The sequence below is a fragment of the Paramagnetospirillum kuznetsovii genome, assembly GCF_003284725.1.
In the GTDB taxonomy this organism is placed as follows: Bacteria; Pseudomonadota; Alphaproteobacteria; order Rhodospirillales; family Magnetospirillaceae; genus Phaeospirillum; species Phaeospirillum kuznetsovii.
This window is the reverse complement of sequence record NZ_PGTO01000013.1, coordinates 1-12,643: the sequence shown is the minus strand read 5'-3', so window position 1 is coordinate 12,643 and position 12,643 is coordinate 1. Positions and strand designations below refer to the sequence as shown.

At 65.2% G+C, this 12,643-nt stretch carries 12 protein-coding genes; 9 read left to right on the top strand and 3 right to left on the bottom strand.

The window, feature by feature from the left end; translation table 11 throughout:
• Positions 1-10 precede the first annotated feature (10 nt).
• Positions 11-1,081, bottom strand: coding sequence for a phosphoribosylformylglycinamidine cyclo-ligase (gene purM / locus CU669_RS14895; protein WP_239988730.1), 1,071 nt, complete (start codon positions 1,079-1,081; stop codon positions 11-13).
• Between the two features lie 72 nt (positions 1,082-1,153).
• Between purM and CU669_RS14890 the strand changes: the two genes are divergently transcribed.
• The 4 genes from CU669_RS14890 to CU669_RS14875 are packed head-to-tail and all read left to right on the top strand — an operon-like array spanning position 1,154 to position 4,791.
• On the top strand, positions 1,154-2,230 hold the full coding sequence (locus CU669_RS14890; protein ID WP_239988729.1) for a DUF2066 domain-containing protein: 1,077 nt from the start codon (positions 1,154-1,156) through the stop codon (positions 2,228-2,230).
• Positions 2,209-3,327, top strand: coding sequence for an AI-2E family transporter (locus CU669_RS14885; RefSeq protein ID WP_239988728.1), 1,119 nt, complete (start codon positions 2,209-2,211; stop codon positions 3,325-3,327). The genes CU669_RS14890 and CU669_RS14885 overlap by 22 nt, the downstream gene beginning before the upstream one ends.
• Positions 3,324-4,037 carry an HdaA/DnaA family protein gene (locus CU669_RS14880; RefSeq protein WP_112146104.1) on the top strand — a complete coding sequence of 238 codons (714 nt, stop codon included), beginning with the start codon at positions 3,324-3,326 and terminating at the stop codon, positions 4,035-4,037. The genes CU669_RS14885 and CU669_RS14880 overlap by 4 nt, the downstream gene beginning before the upstream one ends.
• Positions 4,012-4,791, top strand: a complete 780-nt coding sequence (locus CU669_RS14875; RefSeq protein ID WP_112146102.1) for an SDR family oxidoreductase — start codon at positions 4,012-4,014, stop codon at positions 4,789-4,791. The genes CU669_RS14880 and CU669_RS14875 overlap by 26 nt, the downstream gene beginning before the upstream one ends.
• Here the strand turns inward: CU669_RS14875 and CU669_RS14870 are convergent.
• Complete coding sequence (locus CU669_RS14870) at positions 4,788-5,309, bottom strand: SixA phosphatase family protein (RefSeq protein WP_112146100.1); 522 nt, start codon at positions 5,307-5,309, stop codon at positions 4,788-4,790. The genes CU669_RS14875 and CU669_RS14870 overlap by 4 nt on opposite strands.
• An 88-nt stretch (positions 5,310-5,397) precedes the next feature.
• On the opposite strand from CU669_RS14870, the gene CU669_RS14865 reads away from it, so the two are divergent.
• The 3 genes from CU669_RS14865 (at position 5,398) to CU669_RS14855 (ending at position 9,596) form a co-directional block, all read left to right on the top strand.
• Complete coding sequence (locus CU669_RS14865; protein ID WP_407671595.1) at positions 5,398-7,542, top strand: RNA degradosome polyphosphate kinase; 2,145 nt, start codon at positions 5,398-5,400, stop codon at positions 7,540-7,542.
• 10 nt (positions 7,543-7,552) lie between these two features.
• On the top strand, positions 7,553-9,037 hold the full coding sequence (locus tag CU669_RS14860; protein ID WP_112146096.1) for a Ppx/GppA family phosphatase: 1,485 nt from the start codon (positions 7,553-7,555) through the stop codon (positions 9,035-9,037).
• 106 nt (positions 9,038-9,143) lie between these two features.
• Positions 9,144-9,596: a YaiI/YqxD family protein gene (locus CU669_RS14855; RefSeq protein WP_456095312.1), complete on the top strand. Its 453-nt coding sequence runs from the start codon at positions 9,144-9,146 to the stop codon at positions 9,594-9,596.
• On the opposite strand, the gene CU669_RS14850 is transcribed toward CU669_RS14855, so the two are convergent.
• On the bottom strand, positions 9,593-10,366 hold the full coding sequence (locus tag CU669_RS14850) for an amidohydrolase family protein (protein ID WP_112146094.1): 774 nt from the start codon (positions 10,364-10,366) through the stop codon (positions 9,593-9,595). The genes CU669_RS14855 and CU669_RS14850 overlap by 4 nt on opposite strands.
• Positions 10,367-10,436: 70 nt before the next feature.
• Between CU669_RS14850 and CU669_RS14845 the strand changes: the two genes are divergently transcribed.
• Both CU669_RS14845 and CU669_RS14840 read left to right on the top strand, forming a co-directional pair.
• Positions 10,437-11,174 (top strand): GntR family transcriptional regulator, encoded by a 738-nt coding sequence (locus CU669_RS14845; RefSeq protein WP_112146092.1) that lies wholly within the window; start codon positions 10,437-10,439, stop codon positions 11,172-11,174.
• 38 nt (positions 11,175-11,212) lie between these two features.
• Positions 11,213-12,496: an MFS transporter gene (locus CU669_RS14840; protein WP_112146090.1), complete on the top strand. Its 1,284-nt coding sequence runs from the start codon at positions 11,213-11,215 to the stop codon at positions 12,494-12,496.
• Positions 12,497-12,643 lie beyond the last annotated feature (147 nt).

The following is a 12,643-nucleotide window of genomic DNA, read 5'->3' as shown; positions in this document are numbered from 1 at the left end:
CTGTTTCATGTCAAGCCCAGCCGTCCTGATGGAGCACCTGACTCTGGGCCTCGTCGCCGTTGCGCGCCCGGATATGGCCGATGCGATAGACGGTCTCGCCGTGGCTTGTCAGGATGCGCTCGGCGTCTTCGGCCTTGTCGGCGGCGCAGACCACCACCATGCCGATGCCGCAATTGAAGGTGCGCGCCATCTCGTGGGCGACGACGCCGCCCTCCTTGGCCAGCCATTTGAAGACGGGCGGCAGGCTCCAGGCGGAGCCGTCGATCTCGGCCACCACGGCCTCGGGCAGCACGCGCGGCACGTTCTCGATCAGGCCGCCGCCGGTGATATGGGCCAGCGCCTTGATGGTTCCGGCCCGGATGGCGGCGAGACAGCTTTTCACATAGATGCGGGTGGGTTCCAGCAGGGCTTCGCCCAGCTTGGCGCCCGGCGCGAAGGGAGCGGGCGAGTCATAGGACAGGCCGCCGCGCTCGACGATGCGGCGCACCAGGGAATAGCCGTTGGAATGCACCCCGCTGGAGGCGATGCCCAGCAGCACGTCGCCCGCGCTCACGTCTTCCTTGGGCAGCAGTTCGCCGCGCTCGGCGGCGCCCACCGAGAATCCGGCCAGATCGTAATCGCCCTTGGAATACATGCCGGGCATTTCGGCGGTCTCGCCGCCCACCAGGGCGCAACCGGCCTGGCGGCAGCCCTCGGCGATGCCCGCCACGATGGCGGTTCCCGCCGCCACGTCCAGCTTGCCGGTGGCGAAATAGTCCAGGAAGAACAGCGGCTCGGCGCCCTGGACCACCAGATCGTTGACGCACATGGCCACAAGGTCGATGCCGACGGTGTCGTGCTTGTTCGCCTCGATGGCGACCTTCAGCTTGGTGCCGACGCCGTCGGTGGTGGCGACAAGGATGGGATCCTTGAAGCCTGCCGCCTTTGGGTCGAACAGGGCGCCGAAGCCGCCGAGACCGGCGGCACCGCCGGATCGCGCGGTGGACTTGGCGAGCGGCTTGATGGCCTCGACCAGGGCTTCTCCCGCGTCGATATCGACGCCGGCATCGCGATAGGTCAGGCCTTGCTTGTCATTCTTCACGGGAATGGGCTTCCTCGAAGGCTTCGGTGTGGTATGGTCGGCACGGAATTTCAGTGGAAGATACTTGATCCCATGTGGTTTGCAATCGCTTCTGTCCGCTGCCTTCCGGGCGCGTTGATCCTGGCGTTTCTCCTGCTTGTGCCGACCTTTGCCCGGGCGGCCGACGCCTTTGCCGTGCGCGGCCTGGAGGTGGACGTGACGGCGGGCTCTGTCGCCGCCGCCAAGGAGCAGGCCATGGCCGAGGCCGAGCGGGCGGGCTTTCGCAGGCTGCTCGAACGCCTGACCCAGACGGCCGATCACGCCAAATTGCCCAATGCCGACGCCCTTCAATATGTGCGCGACGTCGCCATCGAGCATGAACGCTCGTCGGCGGTGCGCTACATCGCCTCATTGACGGTGCGCTATAACCAGAATGCGGTGAAGAAGCTGCTGCGCGATGCCGGGCTGAAATATGCCGAGCCGCGTCCCCGCCCGGTGGTGGTGGTGCCGGTGTTCAAGGCGCAAGGCGCCGGGCGCTCCGCGTTGTGGGACGATCCCAATCCCTGGCGGGCGGCCTGGGTGGGGCAGGGGACCGGGGCGCTGGTTCCGCTGGCCGTTCCCACCGGCGATACCGCCGATATCGCGACTCTCGGCCCGGAAAAGGCCCTGGCCAATGATCCCGAGGCGCTGGGGGCGTTGGGGGCGCGATTCCGCACCGGCGACGTGCTGGTGGCGGCGGCTGCGGTCAATTCGGCCGGGACCGGCCTCGACGTGGCGCTGACCGGCCTGCCCGGCGTGCTCAAGCCGTTCGACGTGAAGACCTATTCCCTGGCGGAGGGCGGGCTGGAGGCCGGATTGCGCGCCGCCGTCGCCGATATCGCCCAGGGACTGGATGCAACCTATAAGCAGGGCAATCTGCTGGCTTTCGATCGCGCCGCCACCATGGCGGCCATGGTGCCGTTGCGGGGCATGGACGACTGGCTGGCGGTTCGCGACCGGCTGGGCCGGGTGCCGCTGGTGCGTCGTTGGGAAATCATCTCGCTGTCGCGGGAAGAGGCGGCCCTGGTGCTCCATACGGTCGGCGAGCCGGAGCAGGTCAAATCGACCCTGGGCGCCGCCGGGCTGTCCATGGACTGGAGCGACGGCTATTGGACCATGAGGCCGAAGTGATGAGCGTGGTGGATCGACGGGCGAAACAGAGCATGACGCCGGGGCAGCGAATCCGGATCTGGGCCTTTGGCGCCGTGGCCTTCCTGGTCATGCTTTATCTGTTGCGCGGCGTGCTGTTGCCTTTCGTGGCCGGCATGGCCATCGCCTATTTCTTGGACCCCCTGGCGGATCGGCTGGAAAAAGCCGGGTTGTCGCGCATCCTGGCGACCACGGTCATCACCTTGGTGTTCTTCTCCCTGTTCGGCGTGCTGCTGTTCCTGCTGATTCCCGTGCTGGAGCAGCAGGTGATCACCTTCGTCCAGCGCCTGCCTTCCTATGTGGCGACCTTGAACGAGCGGGCGCGGCCCATCTTGCTGGAATTCTACAGTCACCTGTCGGCGGAAGAGATCGAGAAGCTGCAAAATTCCGTCGGCGCCTATGCCGGGACCGTGGCGGGGTGGGGACTGGATCTGATCAAGGGCGTGCTGACCGGCGGCATCGCCATGCTGTCCATCTTGTCGCTGCTGTTCATCACGCCGGTGGTCACCTTCTATCTGCTGCGCGACTGGGACCGCATGGTGGCGACAATCGACGGCTGGCTGCCGCGCCATCGCGCCGAGCTGATCCGTTTCGAATTGAAGGAGATCGACCGCACCCTGGCCGGTTTCGTGCGCGGCCAGGCCACCGTCTGCATCACCCTGGCGGTGTTCTACGGCGCCGGTCTGACCATAACGGGTCTCGATCTCGGACTGATGATCGGCATCGGCACCGGACTTGGGGCTTTCGTTCCCTATGTGGGCATGCTGATCGGCCTGATCGCCAGCGTCGGCCTCGCCATCGCCCAGGGGGCGGAATGGCACCTGCTGGGCGGCGTGGCGGTGGTCTTCGCCATCGGCAATATGCTGGAAGGCAATTTCCTGACGCCCAAGCTGGTGGGCGACCGGGTGGGGCTGCATCCGGTGTGGATCATCTTCTCGCTGCTGGCCGGCGGTGCCCTGTTCGGCTTTCTCGGCATCCTGCTGGCGGTGCCGGTGGCGGCGGTGATCGGGGTGCTGACCCGCTTCGGTCTCGACAGCTATCTGAAAAGCTCGCTGTATCACGGCGGCGAGGATTCGTGAGCCAAACGCAGATTCCGCTGGATCTGGGCCACCGTCCGGCGTTGTCGGAGGCGGATTTCCTGGTGGCGCCCTGCAATGCCGAGGCCCATGCCTGGCTGTGCCGCTGGCCTGACTGGCCGAATCCGGCTTCCGTGATCCACGGCCCTGCCGGTTCCGGCAAGACCCATCTCGCTCATCTGTTCGCCGCCCGTCTGTTTGCCATTGGGGCCAAGGCTCGCATCATCGAAGCCGCCGCGTTGGACATGGCGGCGCCGCCGCTCCTGCTGGACGGGGTCAAGGCGGTGGTGGTGGAAGATTGCGACCGGGGCAAGCTGGACGAGACGGCGCTGTTCCATCTGATCAATCTGGTCAAGGAAAGCGGCGCCAATCTGTTGTTGAGCGGCCGCGAGCCCGCGTCGCGCTGGCCGGTCAAGCTGCCCGATCTGCGCTCGCGCCTCAACGCCATGCCGTCGCTGGCCATCGGCGCGCCCGACGACGAGCTGCTGGCGGCGGTGCTGGTCAAGCAATTCACCGATCGTCAGGTCAGGATCGGCGAGGGTCTGGTACCTTATCTGCTGGGCCGCATGGAGCGCAGCTTCGAAGCCTGCGCCCGGCTGGTGGAGCGGCTCGACCGGGCCGCCCTGGCGGAGCGGCGCGCCGTGACGGTGCCGCTGGCCCGCCGCGTGCTGGAACAGGAGGATCAGGATGGATCTGGGCATCAAGGGTCGTAGCGCCATCGTCTGCGGCGCCTCGCGCGGATTGGGGCGCGCCTGTGCCGAATCCTTGGCCCGCGAGGGCGTCCAAGTGCTGATGGCGGCGCGCCGCCCCGATGTGTTGGAAAAAGCCGCCGAGGAAATCCGCGCCCGCACCGGGGCGGTGATCAGGACGGCGGCGGTGGACGTCACCACGCCCCAGGGCCGCGCCATGCTGCTGTCCATGCTGCCCGATCCCGATATCCTGGTGACCAATGCCGGTGGCCCGCCGCCCGGCGATTTCCGCGATTGGGACCGCGACGCCTGGATCAGGGCGCTGGACGCCAACATGCTGACCCCCATCGAGCTGATCAAGGCGACGGTGGACCAGATGATCTCCCGCAAGTTCGGCCGCATCGTCAACATCACCTCGGGCGCGGTGAAGGCGCCCATCGACGTGCTGGGCCTGTCCAACGGGGCGCGGGCGGGACTGACCGGCTTCGTCGCCGGTCTGGCGCGCAAGACGGTGCGTCATAACGTCACCATCAACAACCTGCTGCCCGGTCCCTTCGACACCGACCGCATCGCGGCGGTGCTGGGGGGCCAGGCCAAGGCCGAAGGCATCACCCTGGAACAGGCCAAGGCCCGACGCATCGCCGACAATCCCGCCGGGCGTTTCGGCGACCCGTCGGAATTCGGCGATGCCTGCGCCTGGATCTGCTCGGCCCAGGCGGGCTACATGACCGGCCAGAACATCCTGCTGGACGGTGGGGCGTTCCCGGGGGTGCTTTAGGGAGACGGGATATCCTTGGGCCGCACGAAGCGGACCAGCGAGCCGCTTCCTGCCTCCATCTCACCCCAATGGCCGATATCCAGCTCGATCTCGGCCAGGGCGCCGGTGGAGAATTTCGCCGCCATGCGTTCCAGCGCCTCGGGCTCGCCGCTATGGCCGACCAAGGTTTCCGCCAGACGGCCGATGCCGGGATTGTGGCCGACCAGCAGCACCGAGGCCATGTGGTCGTCCACCTTGCGCAGCCGGTGCAGCAGATCACCCCGGCTGGCTTCATAGATGCAGTCCTCGATGGAGGCGGACACACCTTCCATGCGGGGCTCGATGCAATCCCAGGTGGCGCGGGTTCGCTTGCTGGTGGAGACAAGCACCAGGGCCGGGCGGATTTTCTGGCGCACCATGAAGTCGGCCATGGCATGGGCGGCGGCGCGGCCCCGCTCCGACAGCGGGCGGTCGATATCGTCGAGGCCGGGATCATCCCAACTGGATTTGGCGTGGCGGAGCAGGAACAGTTTTCTCATGATCTTAACGGGCCGCCCATGACAGTGATGTTATGAGGATATATAAATGCATGGTGGGACGCCAAGCTTACCCGATCGGAGCACCCTCGTGACGAATTCGCATCCAGTAGATCCGCCTGTCCTCGACATGGAATCCAAGGAACGCTTCATCAATCGCGAGCTTTCATGGCTTGCCTTCAATGTCCGAGTCATCGACGAGGCGTTCAATCATCATCACCCCTTGCTCGAGCGTTTGCGATTCCTATCCATCTCGGCGGCGAACCTGGATGAATTTTACATGGTTCGCGTCGCTGGCCTGAAGGGGCAGGTGGAAGCGGGGGTCATGACCACCAGTCAGGACGGGTTGACCCCGGCGCAGCAACTGGCGGCCATCAACCTTCAGGCGGCCGAGCTGCTGTCGGCGCAAAAGCGCTGTTGGCGCGAGCTGAAGGAAGAGATGCGCACCGCCGGTATCGCGGTGATCGACCGGACGGAACTGAGCAAGTCCGACATGAAGTGGCTGGAAAACCGCTTCATGGAGCATGTGTTCCCGGTCCTGACGCCCTTGGCCATTGATCCGGCGCATCCGTTCCCCTTCCTGCCCAATGCGGGATTCGCCCTGGTGCTGCACCTGTTCCGCCTGGAAGACGGCGAGGTGCTGCGCGCCCTGCTGCCGCTGCCGTCCCAGGTGGAACGCTTCACCCGCCTGCCCGGCGAGTCCATCCGTTTCCTGCCGCTGGAAGAGCTGGTCCTGCTGTTCATCGGCCATATCTTCCCCGGCTTCCGCATGGAGGCCAGCGGCCTGTTCCGCGTCATCCGCGATTCCGAGATGGATATCGACGAAGAGGCCGAGGATCTGGTCCGGGTGTTCGAATCCGCCTTGAAGCGCCGCCGCCGTGGCCATGTCATCCGCTTGACCTTCAACGACGGCATCCCCGAGGACTTGAAGAACCTCGTCATCGCCGAAATGCACACCGATCTCGACGATGTATTCGAGATCGACGGGCTGCTGGGGCTGGTCGATACCCGCAAGCTGATCGTCGACGAGCGTCCCGACCTGCTGTTCCCGCCCTACAACGCCCGCTTCCCCGAGCGGGTGCGCGATTTCGGCGGCGACTGTTTCGCCGCCATCCGCAAGAAGGACATCGTGGTCCACCATCCGTTCGAAAGCTTCGACGTGGTGGTGCAGTTCATCCGCCAGGCCGCCCGCGACCCCCAGGTGGTGGCCATCAAGCAGACGCTGTATCGCACCAGCGCCGATTCCCCCATCGTCAAGGCGCTGGTGGAAGCGGCCGAGGCGGGCAAGTCGGTCACCTGCATGGTGGAATTGAAGGCCCGCTTCGACGAAGAAGCCAATATCCGCTGGGCTCGCGATCTGGAACGGGCGGGCGCCCAGGTGGTGTTCGGCTTCCTGGAACTGAAGACCCACGCCAAGATTTCCCTGGTGGTGCGCCGCGAAGGCGGCAATCTGGTGTCCTACGTCCATTTCGGAACCGGCAACTACCACCCCATCACCGCCAAGGTCTATACCGACCTGTCGTTCTTCACCTGCGACCCGGCCCTGTGCCGCGACGCCGCCAAGACCTTCAACTACATGACCGGCTACGCCACGCCGGACAAGCTGGAAAGCCTGTCCATCGCCCCCATGTTCCTGCGCAAGAACATCGTCGAGCTGATCGAGAACGAGATCGCCAATGTCAAGGCGGGCAAGCCGGGCGCCATGTGGCTGAAGATGAATTCACTGGTCTGCCCGCAGCAGATCGACGCGCTGTACCGCGCCTCCCAGGCGGGGGTGAAGATCGATCTGGTGATTCGCGGCATCTGCTGCCTGCGGCCCGGCGTGCCGGGCTTGTCGGAAAACATCCGGGTCAAAAGCATCGTCGGGCGCTTCCTGGAGCATTCGCGCATCTTCTGCTTCGGCAACGGCCACCGATTGCCGTCGCGCCATGCCAAGGTCTTCATCTCGTCGGCGGACTGGATGCCGCGCAACATGGACTGGCGGGTGGAAAGCTTCGTTCCCATCGAAAACCCGACGGTTCACCGTCAGGTGCTGGACCAGATCATGGTCGCCAATCTGAAGGATCAGGCGCAGACATGGCTGCTGCGCGCCGACGGGACTTACGAGCGCTTCAAGGCGGAGGAGGGCGCCTTCAACGCCCATACCTATTTCATGACCAATCCGTCGCTGTCGGGACGTGGCAGCGCGGGCGAGCGGGGACGCAAGCCGAAGCTTCAGATCGAACAATCGTCATGAGTCGTTCGGAATGAAGATCAAGCTCCGCCAGGAGCCCATCGGCATCGTCGATATCGGGTCCAACTCCATTCGCTTGTGCGTCTACGACATCGCCCAGCGGGTGCCGGTGCCGCTGTTCAACGAGAAGGCGGTGTGCAGCCTGGGCCAGGGACTGGGCGTGACCGGTCGCCTCAGCGCCGAGGGGGTGGAAGCGGCCTTGGCCACCATCGGCCGTTTCGTGGCGCTGTGCGACGCCATGGAGGTGTCGCGCCTCGACATCCTGGCGACGGCGGCGGTGCGCGACGCCACCGATGGCGATGCCTTTGTTCACGAGGTGGAGCGTCGCTTCAAGGTGGAGATCAAGGTGCTGTCGGGTGGCCAGGAGGCCAAGATGGCCGCCATGGGCGTCTTGTGCGGCACGCCCGACGCCAACGGCATCGTCGCCGATCTGGGCGGCGGGTCGCTGGAACTGGTGACCGTCCAGGATCGGGATTTCGGCCGCTATGACACCATGCCGCTGGGCCTGTTGCGGTTGGCCGAGGCCTCCGGTGACGATCGCCAACGGGCCGTCACCATCGTCGAGGGCCATCTGAAGAATCTGCCCTGGCTGAAGGAAGGCAAGGGCCGCAATCTCTATGCCGTCGGTGGCGCTTGGCGCGCCATCGCCCGCATCTGTATCGCCCAGACTCAGCATCCGCTGACCGTGCTCGACAACTTCTCGCTGGACGCGCGCGAGGCGCTCCGCATCCTTGATCTGGTGTCCAGCCAAAGCCGCAAGTCGCTGGAAAAGGTTCCCGGTGTGTCGCGCAAGCGGGTCGGCGGGCTGCCCTTGGCGGCTCTGGTGCTGGAAAAGGTGGTTCGCGCCGTCCAGCCGTCGCGGCTGGTGTTTTCCATCTACGGCATGCGGGAAGGCCAGTTCTTCAAGCGTTTGCCCGACAAGATGAAGGCGGAAGATCCCCTGTTGGCGGTGTGCCGCCACATGGCGGCGCTGAACTCCCGTTTTCCCGAACATGGCGACGAGCTGCGGGCCTGGATGGCGCCGCTGTTTCCCAACGAGGCGTCCCGCGAAAAGCAGTTGCGCCACGCCGCCTGCCTGCTGTCGGACATCTTCTGGAACGAACATCCCGATTACCGGGCGGAACAGGCCTTCCTGCGCATCCTGCGGCTGCCCTTCATGGGGGTCGGCCATCGCCACCGCGCCGCCATCGCCTTCGCCATCTATTGCCGCTATCAGGGCGACGAGGATTCGCCCCTGGTCGCGCGCGCCATCGGTCTGGTGGAAGAGGCTTGGCTGCGCCGCGCCCGCATCATCGGCCTCGCTTTGCGTTTGGCCCACACGTTGTCGGGCGGCGCTCCCAATCTGCTGCGCCAGACCCGTCTGGTGGCCGAGGACGGTTATCTGGTGTTGGAGGTTCCGGCCGAGAATCCGGCTTTCGCCATCGAAATCGACCGCAGTTTCGACCGTCTGGCCAAGACCATGAATTGCGAGGCCTTGGTGGTGAGGCGGATGGGATGAACCCGACGAGCATTTTCGCGAGGAGGCAAGGCCAAGGGCCGTCGCGGCTCGTGCCGTGGAAGCCAAGGGCGCGGACGCGCCCGCCCGGCGCCAAGGGGCAAACATGATCCGCATCTTCATCGACGGCGACGCCTGTCCGGTCAAGGACGAGGTGTTCAAGGTGGCGGGGCGCTACGGCTTGCCGGTCACGGTGGTGGGAAATTCCTGGTTGCGCCTGCCCAATGATCCGCTGCTGACCATGGTCGTGGTGGCGGAAGGGGCCGACGCCGCCGATGATCGTATCGTCGAGATGATCGAAGCCGCCGATATCTGCGTCACCAATGACATCCCCCTGGGCGGGCGCTGTCTCGCCAAGGGGGCCTTGGCCATCCGCCCCAACGGCAAGCCCTTCACCGAGGCGTCCATCGGCGACGCCCTTGCCACCCGCGAACTGATGAACGCCCTGCGCGAGACCGGCGCCATCACCGGCGGCCCGGCCCCTTTCGCCAAGCAAGACCGTTCGCGCTTCCTCTCCGCCCTCGACACCATGGTGCATCAGGCCAAGCGGTTGGCGCGCTAAAAGCCGAACAAGCGTGCCGCATTGCCGCCGGTGACGGAAGGCAGGGCCGAGGCGGGCAGGTGGGGGGTGATCCAGCGCATTGCCTCGGACATGCTTCGGCCCGCCTCGTGCTGGGTCCATGGCCAGTCGCTGCCCCAGATCAGCCGCTCGGTCCCGGCTCTCTTTGCCAACAGGGCGAGGCAGGCACCGGCCACGGTGGGAGGGCTGCGATACGGCGCCGAGACCTTGACCCAGACGCGTGGCAAGGCCGCCGCGTCCAAGATCGCCCCAAACCCAGGACAACGCGGCGAGGTCGGGCGCCCGAGATGATCGATCACGATGGGCGCCCCCGAGACCAATAGCGACGGCAGTATTTCGAGCCAAGCATCGCCTTCGGCCTGGACCTCAACCGCCAATCCAAGCTCCATGCATTGGGACAGAAAGCGTCGGCCGCCGATGTCCTTCAAGCCACGGTGGGAGCGCCCGATGAGATTGAGCCGCATGGCTCGCACTCCCCTTGCTTTCAAATCGGCCAATTCCTCCGCTGTTGCCGTGAGCTCGGCGACCGCCACGCCGCGTAGGCGTTCCGGGTAACGGGCAAGCACGCCAAGCAGATAGGAATTGTCCGTGGCAAGAAAGGATGGCTGTACCAGCACGCCGCAATGGATGCCATGGGCATCCAGTTGGGCCAGCCACGCCTCGGCCGGAGCTTCGTAGTCCGGTTGATAGCGTCGGTCCTGGGCCAGGACGACACTGGCGTCGAAAGCATGGGCATGGGCGTCGATTCGCATTGGGCTTGACTCTTTAAAACATATAGTCCTCTATAAGACTATATGTTTAGTAATGCCGGGGCAAGCCGCAATGACCTCCGAAGCCGCTCTTCTCCACGCCACCGATTCCAGGCTTCCGCTTTATGCCCGGTTGCGCGACGTCCTGACCCGTCGGGTGGCCGCGGGCGAGTGGGCGCCCGATCGGGCGATCCCTGCGGAAAGCACCTTGGCGGACAGCTATGGCGTTTCCCTGGGCACGGTCAGAAAGGCGTTGGAACAGTTGGTCGACGAGGGCTTGCTGGAACGGCGCCAGGGCAGCGGAACCTTCGTGCGCCGCGCTCGGTTCGACCAATCCTTGTTCCGCTTCTTCCGCCTGTCGGGCGGGGGGGCCATTCCCGCCAGCCGGATCCTCCGCCGAGAAGTGGTCGATGCCTGGCGGTTGCCCGCCACGCCCCTGGGAGTCATGGCCGGGGGCAAGGCCATTCGCATGCAGCGGCTGCGGCTTTGGGGCGACGAGCCGTTCCTGGCCGAGGACATTTTATTGCCGTTCGAACGCTTCGCCGGACTGATGGACCTGACCACCGACGAATTGGGCCCCCTGCTTTATCCCGTTTATGAAGCCGTCTGCGGCCAAATCATCGCTCGGGCCGAGGAGGAATTGACCGTGGCGGTGGCCGACGAGGCCGCCGCGCGCCTGCTGCGCTGCCCGGTGGGAAGCCCGGTCGTGCGCATCGAACGGCTTGCCCTCGCCCATGACGGCACGGCGTTGGAATGGCGGCGCAGTTCCGGTCTCGCCAGCCAGTTCCGCTACAAGGTCGACATCAAATAGGGCAGGACGGACCAAACCGCCGCCCAAGGGAGGGATTCATGTATCGCTGGTTCAAGAGTATCGGCGCCCCGGAGCGCAAGACGTTTTGGGCCTGCTTCGGCGGCTGGACACTCGATGCCATGGACGCCCAGATGTTCAGTCTGGTGATTCCGACCCTGTTGGCGTCCTGGCATATCAGCAAGGCCGATGCGGGTGTTCTGACCGGCGCGACCTTGGTGGCCTCGGCCATCGGCGGCTGGCTGGCCGGATGGGCGTCGGACCGCTATGGCCGGGTTCTGGTGCTCCAAGGCACCGTCATCTGGTTTTCAGTCTTCACCCTGCTGATCGCCTTTACCAACGACTTCCAGCAATTGATGGCGGCGCGCGTCCTCCAGGGCTTCGGCTTCGGCGGAGAATGGGCGGCGGGTGCGGTGCTGATGAGCGAGGCGATCCGCTCGGAACACCGTGGCAAGGCGCTGGGTGCCGTTCAGTCCGGCTGGGCGGTGGGCTGGGGCATCGCCGTACTGCTTTATACCCTGCTGTTCCATCTGATGCCGGAGACAGATGCCTGGCGGGCGCTGTTCATGATCGGCATCCTGCCCGCCCTGCTGACCATCTTCATTCGTCGCGAGGTGAAGGAGCCCGAGGTCTATGCCGCCACCAAGAAGACCGGTTCCGGCATGGTCGGGTTCCTGGGGATCTTCCGGCCCGATCTATTGCGGACCACCTTGTTCGGCGGTTTGCTGGGCCTGGGCTCCCATGGCGGCTATTACGCCCTGATGACCTTCCTGCCCACCTATCTCAAGACGGAACGCCACCTGTCGGTGCTGTCCACCGGCAGCTATCTGGCGGTGGTCATCATCGGCTCGTTCCTGGGCTACATCACCAGTGGCGTGGTGTCCGACACCATCGGGCGTCGGCGCAATTTCCTGCTGTTCGCCATCTGCTGCCTGATCAGCCTCAGCCTCTATCTGTTCGTGCCCATCAGCGACACCCAGATGCTGGTGCTGGGCTTTCCGCTCGGCTTTTTCGCCTCTGGCATTCCGGCCGGGATGGGGTCGTATTTCGCCGAACTGTTCCCGACCTCGGTGCGGGGCGCGGGGCAGGGGTTTTGCTATAATTTCGGCCGTATCCTGTCCTCGGTCTTTCCCATCCTGGTGGGATGGTTGTCGGCCACATCGACCCTGGCCACCGCCATCGGCGTCTTCGCCGCCCTGGCCTATACCATCGTGGTGTTTGCGGTGCTGATGCTGCCGGAAACCCTGGGCACCCAGTTGATTCCAGGCAGCGAAAAGGCGGCGGTGGGAGGGGATTCGGCGGCATCCGCCGCCAGGGAGGCTTAGGCTGTATCGACATTCAGGAAATTCGGCTGAAATCGGGCCGGAACGTCGTCCGGCAGCAATTTTTGCCACAGATGATGGGGTGGACGGCCCCTGCTCACCGGCGTCGCAATGCGCCAAAGTGGTCGTTGGAAACAGACCATAAAGAGG

Excerpts from the sequence above, each read along its gene's own strand:
- CU669_RS14870 (WP_112146100.1), bottom strand. The coding sequence starts at position 5,309 with ATGAGAAAACTGTTCCTGCTCCGCCACGCCAAATCCAGTTGGGATGAT.
- CU669_RS14860 (WP_112146096.1), top strand. The coding sequence starts at position 7,553 with ATGAAGATCAAGCTCCGCCAGGAGCCCATCGGCATCGTCGATATCGGG.
- CU669_RS14850 (WP_112146094.1), bottom strand. The coding sequence starts at position 10,366 with ATGCGAATCGACGCCCATGCCCATGCTTTCGACGCCAGTGTCGTCCTG.
- CU669_RS14845 (WP_112146092.1), top strand. The coding sequence starts at position 10,437 with ATGACCTCCGAAGCCGCTCTTCTCCACGCCACCGATTCCAGGCTTCCG.
- CU669_RS14875 (WP_112146102.1), top strand. The coding sequence starts at position 4,012 with ATGGATCTGGGCATCAAGGGTCGTAGCGCCATCGTCTGCGGCGCCTCG.
- CU669_RS14840 (WP_112146090.1), top strand. The coding sequence starts at position 11,213 with ATGTATCGCTGGTTCAAGAGTATCGGCGCCCCGGAGCGCAAGACGTTT.
- CU669_RS14890 (WP_239988729.1), top strand. The coding sequence starts at position 1,154 with ATGTGGTTTGCAATCGCTTCTGTCCGCTGCCTTCCGGGCGCGTTGATC.